The 20,973-nt window shown below is 69.4% G+C and carries 19 protein-coding genes; 9 read left to right on the top strand and 10 right to left on the bottom strand.

The annotated features are described in order from the left end of the window. Window positions 1–14 precede the first annotated feature (14 nt). From AC07D6_RS15775 to dnaA, 8 genes are all read right to left on the bottom strand, one after another. Window positions 15–671 (bottom strand): DUF3566 domain-containing protein, encoded by a 657-nt coding sequence (locus AC07D6_RS15775; RefSeq protein WP_479044763.1) that lies wholly within the window; start codon window positions 669–671, stop codon window positions 15–17. A 3-nt stretch (window positions 672–674) separates the two neighbouring features. Further along, complete coding sequence (gene gyrA / locus AC07D6_RS15770; protein WP_315877010.1) at window positions 675–3,320, bottom strand: DNA gyrase subunit A; 2,646 nt, start codon at window positions 3,318–3,320, stop codon at window positions 675–677. A gap of 41 nt (window positions 3,321–3,361) precedes the next feature. Beyond that, window positions 3,362–5,494 carry a DNA topoisomerase (ATP-hydrolyzing) subunit B gene (gene gyrB / locus AC07D6_RS15765; protein WP_315877009.1) on the bottom strand — a complete coding sequence of 711 codons (2,133 nt, stop codon included), beginning with the start codon at window positions 5,492–5,494 and terminating at the stop codon, window positions 3,362–3,364. 395 nt (window positions 5,495–5,889) lie between these two features. Beyond that, the gene (locus tag AC07D6_RS15760) at window positions 5,890–6,453 is read right to left on the bottom strand and encodes a DciA family protein (RefSeq protein ID WP_315877008.1); all 564 of its coding nucleotides are present in this window, start codon (window positions 6,451–6,453) and stop codon (window positions 5,890–5,892) included. Continuing rightward, window positions 6,450–7,580, bottom strand: a complete 1,131-nt coding sequence (recF, locus tag AC07D6_RS15755; RefSeq protein ID WP_479044760.1) for a DNA replication/repair protein RecF — start codon at window positions 7,578–7,580, stop codon at window positions 6,450–6,452. Before recF ends, AC07D6_RS15760 begins: the two co-directional genes overlap by 4 nt. Before the next feature lie 31 nt (window positions 7,581–7,611). Continuing rightward, window positions 7,612–8,487 (bottom strand): phosphogluconate dehydrogenase (NAD(+)-dependent, decarboxylating), encoded by an 876-nt coding sequence (gene gnd, locus AC07D6_RS15750; protein ID WP_315877006.1) that lies wholly within the window; start codon window positions 8,485–8,487, stop codon window positions 7,612–7,614. A gap of 90 nt (window positions 8,488–8,577) precedes the next feature. Continuing rightward, window positions 8,578–9,708 (bottom strand): DNA polymerase III subunit beta, encoded by a 1,131-nt coding sequence (gene dnaN / locus AC07D6_RS15745; RefSeq protein ID WP_315877005.1) that lies wholly within the window; start codon window positions 9,706–9,708, stop codon window positions 8,578–8,580. Between the two features lie 914 nt (window positions 9,709–10,622). Further along, window positions 10,623–12,482, bottom strand: coding sequence for a chromosomal replication initiator protein DnaA (gene dnaA, locus AC07D6_RS15740; protein WP_479044757.1), 1,860 nt, complete (start codon window positions 12,480–12,482; stop codon window positions 10,623–10,625). Window positions 12,483–12,843: 361 nt separating this feature from the next. Between dnaA and rpmH the strand changes: the two genes are divergently transcribed. The 9 genes from rpmH to AC07D6_RS15695 all read left to right on the top strand — a co-directional run bounded on the left by rpmH (window position 12,844) and on the right by AC07D6_RS15695 (window position 19,466). After that, window positions 12,844–12,981, top strand: coding sequence for a 50S ribosomal protein L34 (gene rpmH, locus AC07D6_RS15735; protein WP_003956500.1), 138 nt, complete (start codon window positions 12,844–12,846; stop codon window positions 12,979–12,981). A gap of 18 nt (window positions 12,982–12,999) precedes the next feature. Continuing rightward, window positions 13,000–13,371, top strand: coding sequence for a ribonuclease P protein component (rnpA, locus tag AC07D6_RS15730; protein ID WP_315876999.1), 372 nt, complete (start codon window positions 13,000–13,002; stop codon window positions 13,369–13,371). Continuing rightward, on the top strand, window positions 13,368–13,694 hold the full coding sequence (gene yidD, locus AC07D6_RS15725) for a membrane protein insertion efficiency factor YidD (protein ID WP_315876997.1): 327 nt from the start codon (window positions 13,368–13,370) through the stop codon (window positions 13,692–13,694). Before rnpA ends, yidD begins: the two co-directional genes overlap by 4 nt. A gap of 3 nt (window positions 13,695–13,697) precedes the next feature. Then, window positions 13,698–14,927, top strand: coding sequence for a membrane protein insertase YidC (gene yidC, locus AC07D6_RS15720; protein ID WP_315876996.1), 1,230 nt, complete (start codon window positions 13,698–13,700; stop codon window positions 14,925–14,927). 13 nt (window positions 14,928–14,940) lie between these two features. Then, a complete protein-coding gene (locus AC07D6_RS15715) occupies window positions 14,941–15,450 on the top strand; it encodes a Jag family protein (protein ID WP_315876995.1) in 510 nt (169 codons plus the stop codon). Between the two features lie 72 nt (window positions 15,451–15,522). Continuing rightward, complete coding sequence (rsmG, locus tag AC07D6_RS15710) at window positions 15,523–16,257, top strand: 16S rRNA (guanine(527)-N(7))-methyltransferase RsmG (protein WP_315876994.1); 735 nt, start codon at window positions 15,523–15,525, stop codon at window positions 16,255–16,257. A 234-nt stretch (window positions 16,258–16,491) separates the two neighbouring features. Continuing rightward, a complete protein-coding gene (locus AC07D6_RS15705) occupies window positions 16,492–17,577 on the top strand; it encodes a ParA family protein (protein ID WP_479044753.1) in 1,086 nt (361 codons plus the stop codon). Continuing rightward, a complete protein-coding gene (locus AC07D6_RS15700) occupies window positions 17,574–18,674 on the top strand; it encodes a ParB/RepB/Spo0J family partition protein (RefSeq protein WP_479044751.1) in 1,101 nt (366 codons plus the stop codon). The genes AC07D6_RS15705 and AC07D6_RS15700 overlap by 4 nt, the downstream gene beginning before the upstream one ends. A gap of 174 nt (window positions 18,675–18,848) precedes the next feature. After that, a complete protein-coding gene (locus tag AC07D6_RS15695; protein ID WP_315876991.1) occupies window positions 18,849–19,466 on the top strand; it encodes a GNAT family N-acetyltransferase in 618 nt (205 codons plus the stop codon). Between the two features lie 83 nt (window positions 19,467–19,549). Here the strand turns inward: AC07D6_RS15695 and trxA are convergent, their stop codons facing one another. Then, window positions 19,550–19,894, bottom strand: a complete 345-nt coding sequence (gene trxA / locus AC07D6_RS15690) for a thioredoxin (RefSeq protein ID WP_479044747.1) — start codon at window positions 19,892–19,894, stop codon at window positions 19,550–19,552. A gap of 43 nt (window positions 19,895–19,937) precedes the next feature. Then, entirely contained in the window at window positions 19,938–20,912 is a 975-nt protein-coding gene (trxB, locus tag AC07D6_RS15685) for a thioredoxin-disulfide reductase (protein WP_315876988.1), read from the bottom strand. Window positions 20,913–20,973: the final 61 nt, after the last annotated feature.

Raw genomic sequence — 20,973 nt, 5'->3', positions numbered from 1 at the left:
TCCAGCCAAAATCGCTACTCGTCTTCCGCGAGTGTCAGCTCCACGCCGCCCACGAAACCGGCCGCCAGGTTGTAGACGAAGGCGCCCAACGTGGCCAGCGCCGTGGCGAGCACGACGTCGATCACGGCGATCACCGACGTGAAGACGAGGACGCGCGGGAGCGACAGGAACGCCTGCAGGTCGAACCCGTTGCTCTCCGTGGAGCCGGTCGCGTCGCTGATCGTCGCGCCGACCGTCGAGAAGACGCCCATCGCGTCCATGACCATCCACAGCACGGCCGCCGCGACGACCGTGCAGATGCCCAGCGCGATGGAGAGCAGGAAGCTGACCTTCATCACCGACCACGGGTCGGCCTTGGCCACCCGCAGCCGCGCCTTGCGCGTCCGCGGCGTCGTCTTGGCGCCCGTACGGGGCCGGCGCGCCGTGCCGTCCTGGACGCCCCCGAGGGCGTCCTGCGCCCCGTACGCCTGCGGCGGGCGGTACGGCTGGGCCGTCTGCTGGGCGGACGGCCGCTCACCGGGCAGCGGGCCGTCGTCGTACGTCTCGTACGGGGGCTTCGGCCCCCGGGTGTCGGTCACCGCAACCCCCTGGGATTCCGTGGCAGGGCCACGGGCACCGTTCTTTCCCGAAGCGGCCGAGCCGGCCGAACCGGCGCCCGTGGCTCCGCTCACGCTTTACTCCTCGTGCTCCCCGGCCGAGGACTCCGTGCCCTCGGCTGCCTCGACCGCGGCGCCGGTACCGACGGCGGCCTCGGTCTCTTCCACGTCCGCGCCGTCGACCGCGTCGGTCTGGTCGACCTCTTCGGCCTCGGCGCCGGCCTCGGCGTTGCGCGCGATGCCCACGACGGCATCGCGCTTGCCCAGGTTGATCAGCTGGACGCCCATGGTGTCACGGCCGGTCTCCCTGACTTCGTTGACGCGCGTGCGAATCACACCACCGGACAGCGTGATGGCGAGGATCTCGTCACCTTCCTCGACCACCAGGGCGCCGACGAGCGAACCGCGGTCTTCCACGATCTTCGCAGCCTTGATGCCGAGGCCGCCACGACCCTGGACGCGGTACTCGTCGACGGCCGTCCGCTTGGCGTAACCGCCGTCCGTCGCCGTGAAGACGAACGTACCGGGGCGGACGACGTTCATCGAGAGGAGCTCGTCGCCCTCGCGGAAGCTCATGCCCTTCACCCCGGACGTGGCCCGGCCCATCGGGCGCAGCGCGTCGTCCGTCGCGGTGAAGCGGATGGACTGGGCCTTCTTGCTGATGAGCAGCAGGTCGTCCTCGGCGGAGGCCAGCTCGGCGCCGATCAGCTCGTCGTCGCTGCCGTCCTCCCGCTCGCGCAGGTTGATGGCGATGACGCCGCCCGAGCGGGGGGAGTCGTAGTCCTTGAGCGGGGTCTTCTTCACCAGGCCCGCCTTGGTCGCGAGGACCAGGTAGGGCGCCGCCTCGTAGTCGCGGATCGCGAGGATCTCGGCGATCTGCTCGTCCGGCTGGAAGGCCAGCAGGTTGGCGACGTGCTGGCCGCGGGCGTCCCGGCCGGCGTCGGGCAGCTCGTACGCCTTGGCGCGGTAGACGCGGCCCTTGTTGGTGAAGAACAGCAGCCAGTGGTGGGTGGTGGAGACGAAGAAGTGGTCGACGATGTCGTCTTCCTTCAGCTTCGTGCCCCGCACGCCCTTGCCGCCGCGCTTCTGCGACCGGTAGTCGTCGGTCTTCGTCCGCTTCACGTAGCCGCCGCGCGTGATGGTGACGACGATGTCCTCCTCGGCGATCAGGTCCTCCATGGACATGTCGCCGTCGAACGGCACGAGCTGCGTACGGCGGTCGTCGCCGAACTTCTCCACCAGCTGCGCCAGCTCCTCGCTGACGATCTGCCGCTGGCGGGGCTCGGAGGCGAGGATGCCGTTGTAGTCGTTGATCTTCGCCTGGAGCTCGTCGTGCTCCGCGACGATCTTCTGGCGCTCCAGGGCGGCCAGGCGGCGCAGCTGCATCTCCAGGATGGCGTTGGCCTGGATCTCGTCGATCCGGAGCAGGTCCATCAGGCCCTCGCGTGCGACCTCCACCGTGTCGCTGCGCCGGATCAGGGCGATGACCTCGTCGATCGCGTCGAGCGCCTTGAGCAGGCCGCGCAGGATGTGCGCCCGCTCCTCGGCCTTGCGCAGCCGGAAGCGCGTACGGCGGACGATGACCTCGATCTGGTGCGTCACCCAGTGGCGGATGAACGCGTCCAGCGAGAGCGTGCGCGGCACGCCGTCGACCAGCGCGAGCATGTTCGCGCCGAAGTTCGTCTGGAGGTCGGTGTGCTTGTAGAGGTTGTTGAGGACGACCTTGGCGACCGCGTCCCGCTTGAGGACGATGACGAGCCGCTGGCCCGTGCGGGAGCTGGTCTCGTCGCGGACGTCCGCGATGCCGCCGATCTTGCCGTCCTTCACCAGGTCGGCGATCTTCTGCGCGAGGTTGTCCGGGTTGACCTGGTACGGCAGCTCGGTGACGACCAGGCACTGCCGGTTCTGGATCTCCTCGACCTCGACGACCGCGCGCATCGTGATCGAGCCGCGGCCCGTGCGGTACGCCTCCTCGATGCCCTTGCGGCCGACGACGAGGGCGCCGGTCGGGAAGTCGGGGCCCTTGATGCGCTCGATCAGCGCGTCCAGGAGCTCCTCGTGGCTGGCCTCCGGGTGTTCCAGCGCCCACTGGGCACCGGCCGCGACCTCGCGCAGGTTGTGCGGCGGGATGTTGGTCGCCATGCCGACCGCGATTCCGGCCGAGCCGTTGACCAGCAGGTTCGGGAAGCGTGACGGGAGGACCGTCGGCTCCTGGTTGCGGCCGTCGTAGTTGTCCTGGAAGTCGACGGTCTCCTCGTCGATGTCCCGGAGCATCTCCATGGACAGCGGCGCCATCTTGCACTCGGTGTAGCGCATGGCGGCGGCCGGGTCGTTGCCCGGCGAGCCGAAGTTCCCGTTGGAGTCCACCAGCGGCATGCGCATCGACCACGGCTGGGCCAGGCGGACCAGGGCGTCGTAGATGGAGGTGTCGCCGTGCGGGTGGTACGTGCCCATGACGTCGCCGACGACGCGGGCGCACTTGTAGAAGCCCTTCTCGGGCCGGTAGCCGCCGTCGTACATGGCGTACAGGACGCGCCGGTGGACGGGCTTGAGGCCGTCCCGCACGTCGGGCAGCGCGCGCGACACGATGACGGACATTGCGTAGTCGAGGTACGAGCGCTGCATCTCGGTTTCGAGCCCGACGGGCTCGACGCGCAGGCCCACGCCGGGGGTGGCGGGCTCCTCTTCGGGCGTCACGGCGGCGGGGGTGTTCTCGTCGGCCATTGCTGGTCTTCAGTCCTTTCGTACGGTCAGCTGAGACCGACTCAGATGTCGAGGAAGCGGACGTCCTTGGCATTGCGCTGGATGAACGAGCGCCGCGCCTCCACGTCCTCGCCCATCAGCACCGAGAACAGGTCGTCGGCCTGGGCCGCGTCGTCCAGCGTGACCTGGCCGAGCACCCGGTGGTCCTGGTCCATGGTGGTGATGCGCAGCTCCTCGGCGTTCATCTCGCCCAGGCCCTTGAAGCGCTGGATGGAGTCCTCGCGGATCCGCTTGCCGTTCTGCTTGCCGAGCTCGACGAGCGCGTCGCGCTCGCGGTCCGAGTAGGCGTACTCGAAGTCGTCCCGGCCCCACTTGATCTTGTACAGCGGGGGGCGGGAGAGGTAGACGTGGCCGGCCTCGACCAGCGGTCGCATGAAGCGGAAGAGGAAGGTCAGCAGCAGCGTGTTGATGTGCTGGCCGTCGACGTCGGCGTCCGCCATGAGAATGATCTTGTGGTAGCGGAGCTTCTCGATGTCGAAGTCCTCGTGGACCCCGGTGCCGAAGGCCGAGATCAGCGCCTGGACCTCGGTGTTCTGCAGGATCTTGTCGATCCGCGCCTTCTCGACGTTCAGGATCTTGCCGCGGATCGGCAGGATGGCCTGGTACATCGGGTTGCGGCCGGACTTGGCGGAGCCGCCGGCGGAGTCGCCCTCGACGATGAAGATCTCGCACTTGGTCGGGTCGTTCGACTGGCAGTCGGACAGCTTGCCCGGCAGGGACGCCGACTCCAGCAGGCCCTTCCGGCGCGTCAGGTCCCGCGCCTTGCGGGCGGCCACGCGCGCGGTGGCGGCCTGGATGGCCTTGCGGACGATGTCCGCCGCCTCGTTCGGGTTCCGGTCGAACCAGTCCGACAGGTGCTCGTGGACGACCTTCTGCACGAAGGTCTTCGCCTCCGTGTTGCCCAGCTTGGTCTTGGTCTGGCCCTCGAACTGGGGCTCGCCGAGCTTGACCGAGATGATCGCGGTCAGGCCCTCGCGGATGTCCTCGCCCGTGAGGTTGTCGTCCTTCTCCCGCAGCAGCTTCTTGTCGCGCGCGTAGCGGTTGACGAGGCCGGTGAGCGCCGCGCGGAAGCCCTCCTCGTGCGTACCGCCCTCATGGGTGTGGATCGTGTTCGCGAACGAGTACACGCCCTCCGTGTACTGCGAGTTCCACTGCATCGCGATCTCGACCGAGAGCATCCGCTCCTTGTCCTCGGCCTCCACCGCGATGACCGTGGGGTGGATCAGCTCGCCCTTGCGGGAGTTGAGGTACTTGACGAAGTCGACGATGCCGCCTTCGTAGTAGTACGTCACCGTGCGCGCCGGCTGCTCCTCCACCGCCTCGGCAGAGGCGTCGGCGTCGTCGGCGTTCATCGTCGCCCTGGCCGACTCGCGCTCGTCGGTGAGCGTGATCGTCAGGCCCTTGTTGAGGAACGCCATCTCCTGGAAGCGGCGCGACAGCGTCTCGAAGGAGTAGTCGGTGGTCTCGAAGATGTCCGGGTCGGCCCAGAAGGTGACCGACGTACCGGTCTCCTCGGTGGCCTCGTGCTTGGCGAGGGGCGCGGTGGGGACACCCAGCTTGTAGTCCTGCGTCCAGCGGTGGCCGTCGGTCTTGACCTCGACGGAGACCCGCGTCGACAGCGCGTTGACCACGGAGACGCCCACGCCGTGCAGACCGCCGGAGACCGCGTAGCCGCCGCCGCCGAACTTGCCGCCCGCGTGCAGCACGGTCAGCACGACCTCGACGGCGGGCTTGCCCTCGGAGGGGACGATGCCCACCGGGATGCCGCGGCCGTTGTCGACGACGCGGACGCCGCCGTCCTCCAGGATCGTGACGTCGATGGTGTCCGCATGGCCGGCCAGGGCCTCGTCGACGGAGTTGTCGACGACCTCCTGCACCATGTGGTGGAGTCCACGCTCACCGGTCGAGCCGATGTACATGCCGGGCCGCTTGCGGACCGCGTCCAGACCCTCGAGGACGGTGATCGCGCTGGCGTCGTACGCGGGGGAGCCCGACGCCGGGGCCGCGCCGCTCTCGCCGGCAGGAGTGGACGGAATGTTCTCGTTGGGGTTGCCGGAATCGGCCACGAAGCGCCCTTTCTGGCACAGCGCGAGCCACCTCCCGGGAGGCCCCGGAGTGGCTGCGTCGTTCGACATGTTCCGCAGTGGGCGGGATTGCTTACCAGTCTACCGGTAGCGCTGACACTCATGGGGGTTTGCCGGTACCTGGGTCCGCATGTGCCGCTCTGAACCGGCGCCCGCCGACTCCCCATATGTGGGACGGGGCTCCAAGAGGCTCACGCGGGCACTCAGCGCTTCGGCCTGTCAACCACCCGCAACCGCCGTCACCGCCCCCGGAACCCCCTCTTCCGAAGCCCTCCGAGGAGCCCGCCGCCGCCGCCCGCGCGGCAGGTCACGGCCTGGTTCGCCGTCCTCGGCCGGCCCGGTGGCCGCCCGGGGCGCGCGCAGGCGCCGCCGGACGCCCGGTCCCGCTCCGCTCCCGGCCGGCCCGGACCCTGAAATGGCCGGTTCCTGTCCCTCCGGCGGGACCGTCAGCCGTAGGTGTCGCCGGCCCCGGTGCTGCCGGGCGCCCGCAGCGGGCCGTACCCGCGGCGCGGTCCGCCGGGCCCGAGGACGCGGATGTGGCGCACCGTCCCGTGCCCCAGGTCCTCGTTCAGCCGGGCCACCAGCCGGGGCGCGAGCAGCCGCAGCTGCGTCGCCCACGCCGTGGAGTCGCACTGGACGGTGAGGACGCGCTCGTCGGGGTCCTCGTCGTACCGCAGCGGCACGCAGTGCTTCGCCAGGTCCTCGCCCACGATCTGCGGCCACCGCCCCATGACGCCGCCGACCGCCGCGGGCGCCTCCCAGCCGCGCTCCGTGATCAACCGGTTGATCGCCGCGCCCAGCGGCAGCGGGTCGCGCCCGTCGGCGCGCGCCCCGGAGCGCAGGCCGCCGCCGCGCCGCGCCTGCTTCTTCTGCTGGGCCGCGGCGCCCCGCGCCTTCGCCTGCTCCTTGGCCGCGCGCAGCGCCACGCGCGCGAGGTCGACGCCGGACGGCTCGGGAACCGGGGCCTGCGTCGGGCCCGCCGGCCGCGGCGCCTGCGACTGCGTGCTCATACGCGCTCCACCGCCCCCTCCGACACCGCGTACCGCGTACCCGCCAGCACCCCCGGCACGTCGTCGCCGACCGCCGCCGTCACCAGCACCTGCTCGCCCGGCGCGACCAGCTCCGCCAGCCGCTCCCGCCGCCTCGCGTCCAGCTCGGCGAAGACGTCGTCCAGCACGAGGACGGGCTCGTTGCCCTCCCCGCGCAGCAGGTCGTACGAGGCCAGCCGCAGCGCGAGCGCGTACGACCAGGACTCGCCGTGGCTGGCGTACCCCTTCGCCGGCATCCGCCCCAGCAGCAGCCCGAGGTCGTCGCGGTGCGGCCCGACGAGGGTGACCCCGCGCTCGATCTCCTGCTTGCGCACGTCGGCGAGCGCGGCGATCAGCCGCTCGAACAGCTCCTCGCGGCCGGCCGGCCCGTGGACGTCGCCGCCCGCCGAGCCGCGGTACTCCAGGGCGACGGGGCCACCGCCGGGGGCCAACTGCTCGTACGCCTTGACGGCGAGCGGCTGGAGCGCGGCGACGAGGTCGAGCCGCTGCGCGAGCAGTTCGGCGCCGACCCGCGCGAGGTGCTGGTCCCACACGTCGAGGGTGGACAGGTCCAGGGAACGGCCACCGTGCCGCCGGGCCATGGCGGCGGTCTTCAGGAGGGTGTTGCGCTGCTTGAGGACCCGGTCGTAGTCGGACCGCACGCCGGCCATGCGCGGCGACCGGGCGGTGATCAGCTCGTCGAGGAACCGCCGCCGCTCGCCGGGGTCGCCCTTCACCAGGGCGAGGTCCTCGGGCGCGAACAGCACGGTCCGTATGATCCCCAGTACGTCGCGCGGTCTGACCTGCGAGGACCTGTTGACGCGGGCGCGGTTGGCCTTCCCGGGGTTGAGCTCCAGCTCGACGAGCTGCTGCCGCTCGCCCTGCCGGACGGCCGCCCGGATCACGGCGCGCTCGGCGCCCATCCGGACGAGGGGCGCGTCGGAGGACACCCGGTGGCTGCCGAGCGTCGCGAGGTAGCCGACCGCCTCGACCAGGTTCGTCTTGCCCTGCCCGTTGGCGCCCACGAAGACGCTGACGCCCGGGTCGAGCGGAACCTCGGCCCGGGCGTACGAACGGAAGTCGGCCAGCGACAGATGCGTGACGTGCATGGTGTGCGCCGACCTCTCCCGGCTGTGCGTGTTACTTGTTCTCGACCGCGTGTCCGCCGAACTGGTTGCGCAGGGCGGCGATCATCTTCATCTGCGGCGAGTCGTCCTGGCGCGACGCGAACCGCGCGAACAGCGACGCGGTGATCGCGGGCAGCGGCACCGCGTTGTCGATGGCGGCCTCGACCGTCCAGCGGCCCTCGCCGGAGTCCGCGGCGTAGCCCCGCAGCTTCTCCAGGTGCTCGTCGTCGTCGAGCGCGCGGACGGCCAGGTCCAGCAGCCAGGAGCGGATGACCGTGCCCTCCTGCCAGGAGCGGAAGACCTCGCGGACGTCCGTGACGGAGTCCACGGCCTCCAGCAGCTCCCAGCCCTCGGCGAAGGCCTGCATCATCGCGTACTCGATGCCGTTGTGGACCATCTTCGCGAAGTGGCCGGCACCGACCTTGCCCGCGTGGACGGAGCCGAACTCGCCCTCCGGCTTCAGCGCGTCGAAGACCGGCTGGACCTTCGCGACGTGCTCGGCGTCGCCGCCGTACATGAGCGCGTAGCCGTTCTCCAGGCCCCACACACCGCCGGAGACGCCGCAGTCGACGAAGCCGATGCCCTTGGCGGCCAGCTCCTCGGCGTGCTTCTCGTCGTCCGTCCAGCGGGAGTTGCCGCCGTCGACGACGACGTCGCCCGGGGAGAGCAGCTCGGCCAGCTGGTCGATGGTGGACTGCGTGGCCTCGCCGGCCGGGACCATGACCCACACGACGCGCGGGCCCTTCAGCCTGCCCACGAGCTCCTCGAGGCTGTGGACATCGGCGAGGTCGGGGTTGCGGTCGTACCCGACGACGGTGTGGCCCGCGCGGCGGATGCGCTCGCGCATGTTGCCGCCCATCTTGCCGAGGCCGATGAGACCGAGCTCCATCAGATCTTCCTTACGCGTTGTGTGCGGTTCGTACCCGTGTCCGAGACTACGCCCGGACACGGGTGCACACCTGTGGGGTCAGCCGCTCAGTCAGCCACTGAGCCGAACCGGCATGATCAGGTACTTGTACGCCTCGTCCGCCTCCGCGTCCACGGCCGGCTTGCCGCTCAGCAGCGCGGGCTTGGTGGACGTGGTGAAGGAGAGCTGGGCGACCGGCGCGTCGATGGCGCTGAGGCCGTCGAGCAGGAACGTCGGGTTGAAGGCGATCGAGATGTCGTCGCCGTCCAGCTGCGCGTCGACGCGCTCCACAGCCTGTGCGTCGTCGCTGGAACCCGCCTCGAGGATGAGCACGCCCTGCTCGAAGCTGAGCCGCACCGGGGTGTTCCGCTCGGCGACCAGCGCCACGCGCTTCACGGCCTCCACGAACGGAGCCGTCTCGATCGTCGCGACCGAGTTGAACTCCGTCGGGAACAGCGTCCGGTACTTCGGCAGGTCGCCTTCGAGCAGGCGCGTGGTGGTGCGGCGTCCGGCGCCCTCGAAACCGATCAGGCCCTCGCCGGCACCGGAGCCGGCCAGCGCCAGCGTCACCGTGTCGCCGCTGGTCAGCGCCTTGGCCGTGTCCAGCAGCGTCTTGGCGGGCACCAGGGCGACGGCCGAGGCGTCCGGGGACTCCGGCTTCCACAGGAACTCGCGGACCGCGAAGCGGTAGCGGTCGGTGGAGGCCAGGGTGACCCGGTCGCCCTCGATCTCGATGCGCACACCCGTGAGGACGGGCAGCGTGTCGTCGCGGCCCGCGGCGATGGCGACCTGCGCGGCGGCGGAGGCGAAGACCTCGCCGGGCACCGTGCCGGTGGCGGTCGGCATCTGCGGCAGCGCCGGGTACTCCTCCACAGGAAGGGTGTGGAGGGTGAAGCGGGACGAGCCGCAGAGCACCGTCGCCCGTACACCGTCTGTGGAAATCTCCACCGGCCGGTTGGGGAGGGCGCGGCAGATGTCGGCGAGCAGCCGCCCGGACACCAGGACCGTGCCGTCCTCCTCGACCTCGGCCTCGACCGAGACCCGCGCGGAGACCTCGTAGTCGAAGCTGGAGAAGCTCAGCGCACCGTCCTCGGCCCTCAGCAGAAGGCCCGCGAGCACGGGCGCGGGCGGACGGGCCGGGAGGCTGCGGGCCACCCAGGCCACCGCCTCCGCGAGTACATCGCGCTCCACCCGGATCTTCACCGTAAGCCGCCTCCTGCTGTTGCTGGCTCGCCCTGCTGGCCTTCCTCGTCCGGCATCCGGTCCGTCCACCGCCGCAGCGGTTGCGTCGGAATGCCGGGGACCAGTCTGACGTACGCCGCCGACACTCGGCGCGGCTCGGGGTCAAGTCGGGACGGGCCGCGGTCGGAGCGCCGGCGCCGAGTTGTGCACAGGCCCCGCTTCCAAGCGAAATCCCAGCTAACTCTGTGTGGGAGTAGTAGTAGGGCTTGTGGAAACCGTGGATAACCCCGTCCACGCAGGTCACAGCCCAGATTTTGTCCACCGGCCCTGTGGGTGGCAGCGGTGGACAACCGGGGTCCGCTGTGGACGCGGCGAAGTTCTGCACACCCGATGCACAGGCAGGGCGGACTTCTCCCCAGAGCCGTCCCCAGTTTTACCCAGGTTCCCCACAGCCCAATCCGGCTTCTTGGTGTGACCGCTTTCACTCGTCACGGTGACTGGGGGTGTTTCGTTGCCGAACAGTGGACAGCGGTGTGGAGAAGCTGTGGACCGTGCCCTTGAGCCTGTGGGCTGCTGGTGGACAACTCCGATCACAGCCTGTGGACAAACTTACTTTCCACAAGCTGTGGATAACGTTCGACCACAAATCCACACGCCTCTGACCTGGGCGTATGACGGCCCATACACCCCCGCTGTGGACAAGGCTCGGATAACTTCTCAGTCCCCAGCCTGTGGACGGGAGGTCGTCTCCAAATCTGTGGAGAACGGCGTGACCGACGCAGCTATTCGAACGGCCCCGCCGTCGCTGCCCGCCCGCGGGCGTCCGCAGAACCGGTTCGGCCCGGCCCGAACCGGACTCCACGGCCTCCGAAGACGGCGAAGGGCGCCCCGGAAACCCGTCCCGGGACGCCCGCGAAGCGCCGCACCGCGCGCCGTCAGCCGTTCTTGATGCGGTTCGTCAGCTCGGTCACCTGGTTGTAGATGGAGCGCCGCTCCGCCATCAGCGCGCGGATCTTCCGGTCCGCGTGCATGACCGTCGTGTGGTCCCGCCCGCCGAACTGCGCGCCGATCTTCGGCAGCGACAGGTCGGTCAGCTCCCGGCACAGGTACATCGCGATCTGCCGGGCCGTCACCAGCACCCTGCTGCGCGACGAGCCGCACAGGTCCTCGACCGTCAGCCCGAAGTAGTCCGCCGTCGCCGCCATGATCGCGCCCGCGGTGATCTCCGGCGCGGTGTCCTCGCCGCCCGGGATCAGGTCCTTCAGCACGCTCTCGGTGAGCACCAGGTCCACCGGCTGGCGGTTGAGGCTCGCGAACGCCGTCACCCGGATCAGCGCGCCCTCCAGCTCGCGGATGTTCCGGGAGATCCGCGACGCGATGAACTCCAGCACCTCCGGCGGGGCGTTCAGCTGCTCCTGGACCGCCTTCTTCCGGAGGATCGCGATGCGCGTCTCCAGCTCCGGCGGCTGGACGTCCGTGGTGAGGCCCCACTCGAAGCGGTTCCGCAGCCGGTCCTCCAGCGTCATCAGCTGCTTGGGCGGCCGGTCGGAGGACAGCACGATCTGCTTGTTGGCGTTGTGGAGCGTGTTGAAGGTGTGGAAGAACTCCTCCTGCGTCGACTCCTTGCTCGCGAGGAACTGGATGTCGTCCACGAGCAGGATGTCCACGTCGCGGTAGCGCTTGCGGAACGTGTCGCCCTTGCCGTCGCGGATGGAGTTGATGAACTCGTTGGTGAACTCCTCCGAGCTCACGTACCGCACCCGCGTCCCCGGGTAGAGGCTGCGCGCGTAGTGACCGATCGCGTGCAGCAGGTGGGTTTTGCCGAGCCCCGACTCGCCGTAGATGAAGAGGGGGTTGTACGCCTTGGCCGGCGCCTCGGCAACCGCGACCGCCGCTGCGTGGGCGAACCGGTTGGACGAGCCGATGACGAACGTGTCGAACAGGTACTTCGGGTTCAGCCGCGCGTGCTGCTCCCCCGGGCCGCCCGTACCGCCGGAGCCGCCCTGGCCCAGCCCGCCCGCGCCGCCCATGGACCCGGGGCCGGCCATCGGACCGGGACCCGGTGCACCACGGCCGCCCGCCCCGCCCCGGGCCTCCGGACCGCCGGAGCCCGCGGGGCCGCCCGGCCGGCGCCGGTCCTGCGCGTCGGGCAGCTCCCGCCGCTCCGCGCGCGGGGAGTCGTACCCGCCGTGCTCGGAACCCTGCGGGGCGCCGTAGTCGTGATGCGGCTGCTGCGGGCGGGCCGTCGCGTACGGGTCGCGGTCCTGGAAGCCGCCCAGGCGCGGCTGCTGCCAGGGCAGCTCCTCCTGGGTGCGCGGCCACGCGCCGGGCTCCGGGCGCTGCTGCTGGTAGTCGGGGTAGGCGGGGCGCACGGACGGCAGCCCGTCGTCCGCCACGGGCCGCCCGTACGCGTCGTACGGCTCGCCCTGGCCGCGCTCCTCGTAGCCCTGGCCGCGCTCCTCGTAGCGCGGGCGCTCCGGCTGGTGCCGCTCCGGGGCGGCCGGCGGCGGGGACTGGTCGCCGACGGAGTCGTCGACGGTGATCGCGATCCGGATCGGGCGGCCGCACTCACGGCTGAGCGTGTCGCTGATCAGCGGGGCCAGCCGGCCCTCCAGGACGCGCTTGCCCCATTCGTTGGGGACGGCGAGGAGGGCGGTGTCGGCCACCAGCGCGAGCGGCTGGCACCGCTCGATCCACTGTTTGTCCTTCGGCTCGATGCCCTGCTGCCCCTCGCCGAGGAGCTGCTCCAGCACTCGTGGCCACACTGCGGCAAGATCAGCAGGTACATCAGCCACGGGGCACGCTCTCTCACAGGTCCCGCGAATGTGTGCTTCTCGGGACGGGATGGGAAGGACAGGCAGGAAAGGAATCCGAGTCCAGTCACGGTAGTCGTGGCAGCTCGCGTGGTTCAAGTTGTTGTCCACAGCCTGTGCATAGTGTGTCCCGCCATGCCGCCGGTTTGACCGGATGGCGTAGCCGCGCGTACCGTAACCAGGTCGAGTTGTCGATGGCTGCTGCCGCCTGCCTCCGATGGGCAAAGATCACATCACGTGATCGTGTAGCGGTGCACTCGGGCGTATTGCGAGCTACTCGTGGGCGCACGGTGACAGCCAAGCGATACCCCGCCACCCCACGAATCATTTCTGGAGCCCCCGAGTGAGCAAGCGCACCTTCCAGCCGAACAACCGTCGTCGCGCCAAGACCCACGGCTTCCGCCTGCGCATGCGTACGCGCGCCGGCCGCGCGATTCTCGCGTCCCGCCGCAGCAAGGGTCGCGCCCGTCTGTCCGCCTGATCGCGGTCAGGTCATGACGTGCTGCCTTCCGAGAATCGGCTGAGGCGGCGCGAGGACTTCGCGACCGCGGTACGGCGAGGACGCCGGGCAGGCCGCCCGAGCCTCGTCGTCCATCTACGCAGCGGTGCAACGGACCCGCACGCGCCTGGGGAGAGCGCTCCCCCGACGCGTGCGGGTTTCGTCGTCAGCAAGGCCGTCGGCGGGGCGGTCGTCCGCAACCAGGTGAAGCGCAGACTGCGGCACCTGATGCGGGAGCGGCTCGCCGTGCTGCCCCCCGGTAGCCTGGTGGTAGTACGAGCGCTGCCCGGCGCGGGTGACGCCGACCATGCACAGCTGGCCCGAGACCTGGACGCCGCCCTGCAGCGGCTCCTGGGAGGGGGCGCGCGATGAAGTACCCGCTGCTGGCCCTGATCAAGCTCTACCAGTGGACGATCAGCCCACTGCTGGGCCCCGTCTGCAGGTACTACCCGTCGTGTTCCCACTACGGGTACACCGCAATCGACCGGCACGGTGCCGTCAAGGGCACGGCCCTCACCGCCTGGCGCATCCTGCGCTGCAACCCCTGGTCGCCCGGCGGAGTGGACCACGTGCCGCCGCGCAAGCGCCCCCGTTGGCACGAACTGCTGCGCGCACGGCTGCGCGGCGACAAGGGCGGGCGTTCCGACGGGACGAGCCCGGCCGCCGAGACCTCGCCCCATGCTCAAGGAGCCTGATTAGTGGACACGATTGGAAATCTGTTCAGCTTCATCACCGGACCTGTCTCGTGGATCATCGTCCAGTTCCACAAGCTGTACGGTGCGATCTTCGGGCCCGACACGGGGTGGGCCTGGGGTCTGTCCATCGTGTCCCTGGTGATCGTCATCCGCATCTGCCTGATCCCGCTCTTCGTGAAGCAGATCAAGTCGATGCGGAACATGCAGGCGCTCCAGCCGAAGATGAAGGCCATCCAGGAGCGCTACAAGAACGACCGGCAGCGCCAGTCGGAAGAGATGATGAAGCTGTACAAGGAGACGGGTACCAACCCGCTCTCCTCGTGCCTCCCCATCCTCCTGCAGTCGCCGTTCTTCTTCGCGCTCTACCACGTGCTCAGCAAGATCTCGTCCGGTGACACGATCGGCAGCCTCAACCAGCAGCTGGTCGACAGCGCCCGCGAGGCCCACATCTTCGGTGCCCCGATCGCCGCGAAGTTCATGGACGACCCCGGCACGGTCCACGCGCTCAACGCCTCGCTGACCGATGTCCGTATCGTCACCGCGATCATGATCGTGCTGATGTCGGCGTCGCAGTTCTTCACCCAGCGCCAGCTGATGCAGAAGAACGTCGACCTGTCGGTGAAGACCCCGTACATGCAGCAGCAGAAGATGCTGATGTACATCTTCCCGATCATGTTCGCCGTGATGGGCATCAACTTCCCCGTCGGCGTCCTCGTCTACTGGCTGACCACCAACGTGTGGACCATGGGCCAGCAGATGTACGTGATCAACCAGAACCCGACGCCGGGCAGCAAGGCACAGGACCACTACCTGCAGCGGCTCCTCAAGAGCATCACCCAGCACGGCGAGGTGCGCGGCCGTCGCAAGCGCAACGTCCTCCAGGCCATCGTCGCCAAGGGCCCGGACCGCAACGACAACGAGCGCCGCTTCATCGGCAGCCTCGCCAAGGCCGGCTTCACTGCCCAGGCCGACGGCACGGTGCGGAAGGTCGACCCGGTCGAGGCCGAGGCGGAGGCCGCGGCGGTGCGCCGCCAGCAGCCCAAGCGCCAGACGAAGGCGAAGCGTCAGGCCGCCACCGCGCAGCCCGGCACCGCCAAGACCTCCCTGGAGAAGGCGGACCAGGCGCAGCCCGAGCAGTCCCAGCAGCCCGGCAAGCCCGCCCCCGCACGTCAAGCCAAGTCCGGACAGCGCAAGGGCCAGCAGCGGCCCAAGCACCCGTCGTCGAAGAAGTAGAAGGAGTCCATCCGTGACGGAAGGCACCACGTCCGCCGCCGAGGGTGGCGACACCCTGACCCGCCTGGAGCAGGAGGGTGAGATCGCGGCTGACTACCTCGAGGGTCTGCTCGACATCGCCGACCTCGACGGCGACATCGACATGGACGTCGAGGGAGACCGCGCCGCGGTCTCGATCATCAGCGACACGAGCAGCCGCGACCTGCAGAAGCTCGTGGGCCGTGACGGTGAGGTGCTGGAGGCGCTGCAGGAGCTCACACGTCTCGCGGTGCACCGTGAGACCGGTGACCGCAGCCGGCTCATGCTGGACATCGCCGGCTTCCGTGCCAAGAAGCGTGCCGAGCTGACCGAGCTGGGTGCCAAGGCCGCGGTCGAGGCCAAGAACACCGGTGAGCCCGTGAAGCTGGAGCCGATGACCCCCTTCGAGCGCAAGGTCGTCCACGACGCGGTCGCCGCCGCCGGCCTGCGCAGCGAGTCCGAGGGCGAGGAGCCGCAGCGCTTCGTCGTCGTGCTCCCCGCCTGACCCCTTCGTCGTGTCGGCCCCGTCTGTCCGCAGGCGGGGCCGATCTTTGTCAGCCTGATAGTCAGCCACCCAGTGCGGTACGGAAGGACGGTTCCCGTGTCCGAGGCAGAGGAACTTCCCCCTGCGCCCCAGGAGGCGCACACGGTCTTCGGTGAGTTCTTCCCGGAAGCGGTCCGGTACGCGGAGTTGCTCGCGGACGCAGGGGTCAAGCGCGGCCTCATCGGCCCCCGCGAGGTGCCGCGGCTGTGGGAGAGGCATCTGCTGAACTGCGCGGTGCTCTCCGAGGTGGTGCCCGAAGGCGTCACCGTCTGCGACGTGGGTTCCGGGGCCGGTCTGCCGGGCATCCCGCTCGCGCTCGTACGTCCTGACCTCAAGATCACGCTGCTGGAGCCCCTGCTCCGCCGGACGAACTTCCTCCAGGAGGTCGTCGAGCTGCTGGGACTGGACCACGTGACCGTCGCCCGTGGGCGCGCCGAGGAGATGCTGGGCAAGCTTCCCCCTGTCCACGTGGTCACGGCCCGTGCGGTCGCCCCGCTGGACCGGCTCGCAGGCTGGGGCGTGCCCCTGCTGCGTCCCTACGGGGAGATGCTCGCCCTGAAGGGGGACACAGCCGAGGAGGAGGTCCAGAGCGCCCGCGCCGCCCTCAGCAAGCTGGGGGTCGTCCGCACCTCCGTGCTGCACGTCGGAGAGGGCATCGTCGACCCGATGTCCACCGTGGTTCGTGTCGAGGTCGGGGAGAGCCCCGGTGGTGTTCGTTTCGCCGCCAAGCGGGCCAAGGCCGCGAGGACGTCGCGACGCCGCCGTTGACAGGTGCTTCACCTCTCATCCGGCCTGTTCCAGAGTGTCGTGGCGTTCTGACCCTGCGGCGCGTGCATCGTGTTTCACGTGAAACGTCGCTCACTGCTGCAGGGATTCTTCAGCCGCGACCGTGTGGCCGCCGCGCCACGAGGCCATAGGCCCCCCGATGGGGCGACGGAGTTGTCCACAGAAGTGGATTCCTCCACAGAAGGCCGGGCCTCGCTGGTTCGCGGCCCCGGAAGCATGGCAGGCTCTGTTCATCGCGAGCCTGAAGCCGAGGAGAGTGAATCCTTGCGGTCCGACGCCAACATCGCGGGACCGATGACCGACCCGGTCCCCGGTCCCCGTACCGAACTGCCCGGGGACGACGTTTCACGTGAAACACATCCCCCGCTGGATGACACCTCCAGGGGCTCTGACGCCCCGCTGGCCGTGCAGGCACTGGGCCGGGCCGGCGAGGGCCTTCCCCGGCCAGAGCAGACCCGCATCATGGTCGTCGCCAACCAGAAGGGCGGGGTGGGGAAGACCACCACGACGGTCAATCTCGCCGCGTCCCTGGCACTGCACGGCGCACGCGTCCTCGTGATCGATCTCGACCCGCAGGGCAACGCGTCCACGGCACTGGGGATCGACCACCACGCCGAGGTGCCCTCGATCTACGACGTCCTCGTGGACAGCAAGCCCCTCTCCGATGTGGTGCAGCCGGTCCGGGACGTCGAAGGTCTCTTCTGTGCCCCGGCCACCATCGATCTCGCCGGTGCGGAGATCGAGCTGGTGTCGCTGGTGGCGCGGGAGAGTCGGCTTCAGCGAGCGATCCAGGCGTACGAGCAGCCGCTGGACTACATCCTCATCGACTGCCCGCCGTCGCTCGGTCTGCTCACGGTCAACGCCATGGTGGCCGGCGCGGAAGTGCTGATCCCCATCCAGTGCGAGTACTACGCGCTGGAAGGGCTGGGACAGCTCCTGTGCAACGTCGACCTGGTGCGGGGCCACCTCAACCCGGGCCTCCACGTGTCGACGATCCTGCTCACCATGTACGACGGTCGGACCAGGCTCGCCTCGCAAGTCGCGGAGGAGGTGCGCAACCACTTCGGTGACGAGGTGCTGCGCACCAGCATCCCGCGGTCGGTCCGTATCTCGGAGGCCCCGAGCTATGGGCAGACGGTACTCACGTACGACCCGGGCTCCAGCGGTGCGCTCTCCTACCTGGAGGCCGCCCGCGAGATCGCCCTTCGGGGGGTGGGCGTCCACTACGACGCCCAGCACGCCCACACGGGCGGCCAGCAGTATCAGCACAGTCAGCACGGCATGTCGGAGGGGATCCAGTGAGTGAGCGACGCAGGGGGCTGGGACGTGGGCTCGGCGCACTGATTCCCGCAGCTCCACAGGAGAGGCAGGCCACTTCGGTCGGAACGGCGTCCACGTCGCCCACGGCCATTCCGGCGCTGGGCATGGAGCGGGGCGTCGCCGCCGCCAAGGTGGCGACTCTGCCCCAGGCGGCATCCTCCGGCAACGGCGCCGCGTTGCCGGAGCAGCCCGAAGGCGGTTCCGTGGTGGAGATGCCGGCCGGCGTCCACTTCGCCGAACTGCCTCTGGACTCCATCACGCCCAACCCGCGCCAGCCCCGGCAGGTCTTCGACGAGGACGCCCTCTCCGAACTGGTGACCTCCATCAAGGAGGTGGGCCTGCTCCAGCCGGTCGTCGTCCGCCGGGTCGCCCCGGAGCGGTACGAGCTCATCATGGGGGAACGCCGCTGGCGGGCCTGCCGTGAGGCGGGCCTGGAGCGCGTCGCGGCGATCGTCCGCGAGACCGAGGACGAGAAGCTGCTGCTGGACGCTCTGCTGGAGAACCTGCACCGGGCGCAGCTCAATCCGCTGGAAGAGGCGGCCGCCTACGACCAGCTACTGAAGGACTTCAACTGCACGCACGACCAGCTGGCGGACCGTATCGGACGGTCACGTCCCCAGGTCTCCAACACACTGCGTCTGCTCCGGCTCTCGCCTCCGGTCCAGCGCCGGGTCGCCGCAGGGGTGCTGTCGGCCGGTCACGCACGTGCCCTCCTGTCCGTGGACGACCCGGAGGAGCAGGACAAGCTGGCGCATCGCATCGTCGCCGAAGGGCTCTCCGTCCGAGCGGTGGAGGAGATCGTCACGCTGATGGCTTCCGAACCGCGCAAGGCAGCCAAGGCGAAGGGACCGCGGGCCGGTGCCCGGGTCTCTCCTGCGCTGAGCGAACTCGCCACGCGGCTCTCGGACCGCTTCGAGACCCGGGTGAAAGTCGACCTCGGCCAGAAGAAGGGGAAAATCGTCGTCGAGTTCGCCTCAATGGAGGACTTGAACCGCATCCTCGGGACCCTTGCCCCCGGTGAGGGAAGGGTTCTCGACAAGGGGCTGTCCGGAGCATCGGACGCGGACGACCAAGGCTGATCTGCGCCGTAGGACCAAGCACAGAGGGCGGGCTCGCTCTGGAATTCACCGGAGTGAGGTTCGCCCTTTGGTCTTTTCCCGTATGCGAGTCATCACCCAATCGATACGATGCGTTCGGGTATGCGCATCCACCGCCCGTGGCGTGGCAGGCGAAGGAAGTGAGGGACAACCTTCATGGGGCGTCGGCTCGTACCGCTCACCTTGGACAACCTTCCGGACCTCCCCAAGCGGTGCCGCACCTGCGTCTTCTGGGAGCTCGACCCGGTCAGCGGCGAGGCTGCCGTCAAGGCCGGAACACCGGAGTTCGAGAAGGAGGCATGGATTTCCGCCGTCCTCCTCGACTGGGGCTCCTGTGGCCGCGTCGTCTACGTGGACGAGGTCCCGGTGGGGTATGTGATGTACGCGCCGCCCGCCTACGTGCCGCGCTCCACGGCCTTCCCGACCAGCCCCGTGTCCCCCGACGCCGTACAGCTGATGACCGCCTGGATCACGCCGGGCTACCAGGGGCAGGGACTGGGGCGGGTGATGGTGCAGACGGTGGCGAAGGACCTCCTGCGTCGCGGGTTCAAGGCCATCGAGGCATTTGGGGACGCCCGCTGGAAGGAACCGGCCTGTGTCCTGCCCGTCGACTACCTGCTGTCCGTCGGATTCAAGACCGTACGCCCCCATCCGGTCCACCCGCGGCTGCGTCTCGAACTGCGCAGCACGCTGTCGTGGAAGGAGGACGTGGAACTGGCCCTGGACCGTCTGCTCGGCGCCGTCCAGAAGGAGCCGGCGCTGCGTCCGCTCTGACTGATCCTACGGCGACGGCCCATCCCCGGAGGGATGGGCCGTTCGTGTTTCACGTGAAACGGCGTTTCACGTGAAACCAGGGTTCACGCCTTGGTGGCCTCGTCACTGATGAAGTCGGCCAGGTCGCGGACGATCGCGGCCTTCGGCTTGGCGCCGATGATCGTCTTGGCGACCTCGCCACCCTGGTAGACGTTCAGGGTCGGGATCGACATGACACCGTACTTCGCGGCGGTTTCCGGGTTCTCGTCGATGTTCAGCTTGACGACCTCGATCTGGTCGCCGTACTCATCGGCGATCGCTTGCAGAGAGGGGGCGATCTGACGGCACGGACCGCACCAGGCGGCCCAGAAGTCCACCAGTACGGGCTTCTCGCTCTTGAGGACGGCCTCCTCGAACGAGGCGTCGGTCACTGCCTTGAGGTCGGCCACGGTGGCCTCCTTCACTGTGCGGGGTGTGGGTGGGAATCGAAGGTCAGACCGCGGGGGTCTTCTCCGGCTCGGCCAGCTTCTCCGTGTCGGCGAGGGCGGCGAGGAAGCGTTCGGCGTCCAACGCGGCGGAGCAGCCCGTGCCCGCAGCCGTGATGGCCTGGCGGTAGGTGTGGTCGACGACGTCGCCGGCGGCGAAGACACCCTTCACATTGGTGCGCGTGGACGGCGCGTCCACCTTCAGGTAGCCCTCGTCGTCCAGCTCCAGCTGGCCCTTGAACAGTTCCGTGCGCGGGTCGTGGCCGACGGCGATGAACAGGCCCGTCACCGGCAGTTCCGAAGTCTCGCCCGACTTGGTGTTGCGCAGGGTGAGACCGCTGAGCTTCTGGTCGCCGTGGATCTCCGCGACCTCGCTGTCCCAGGCGAACTTGATCTTCGGGTCGGCGAAAGCACGCTCCTGCATCGCCTTGGAGGCACGCAGGGTGTCACGGCGGTGCACCACCGTGACCGACTTCGCGAAGCGGGAGAGGAAGGTCGCCTCCTCCATCGCCGTGTCACCACCGCCGACGACGGCGATGTCATGGTCCTTGAAGAAGAACCCGTCGCAGGTGGCGCACCACGAGACGCCACGGCCGGAGAGGGCGTCCTCGTTCGGCAGGCCGAGCTTGCGGTGCTGGGATCCGGTGGCCACGATGATCGCCTTGGCCTGGTGCACCGTGCCGGCGGTGTCCGTCACGGTCTTGATGTCACCGGACAGGTCGACGGCGACGATGTCGTCCGGAATGAGCTCCGCACCGAAGCGCTCGGCCTGGGCCCGCATGTTGTCCATGAGCTCGGGGCCCATGATGCCGTCACGGAACCCGGGGAAGTTCTCCACGTCGGTCGTGTTCATCAGGGCGCCACCAGAGGTGACGGCGCCCTCGAAGACCAGCGGCTTCAGCGACGCGCGTGCGGTGTAGAGCGCTGCCGTGTAACCGGCGGGCCCGGAGCCGATGATGATCACGTTTCGGACGTCGCTCACGGGTTTCTTCCTCGTCTCTGCAGACTGCCTACTGCCTACTGGGGCCGGGTCAAGACTCTCA

Source organism: Streptomyces sp. NPDC045287, assembly GCF_056432325.1.
This window is presented reverse-complemented; position numbering and strand designations above follow the sequence as displayed.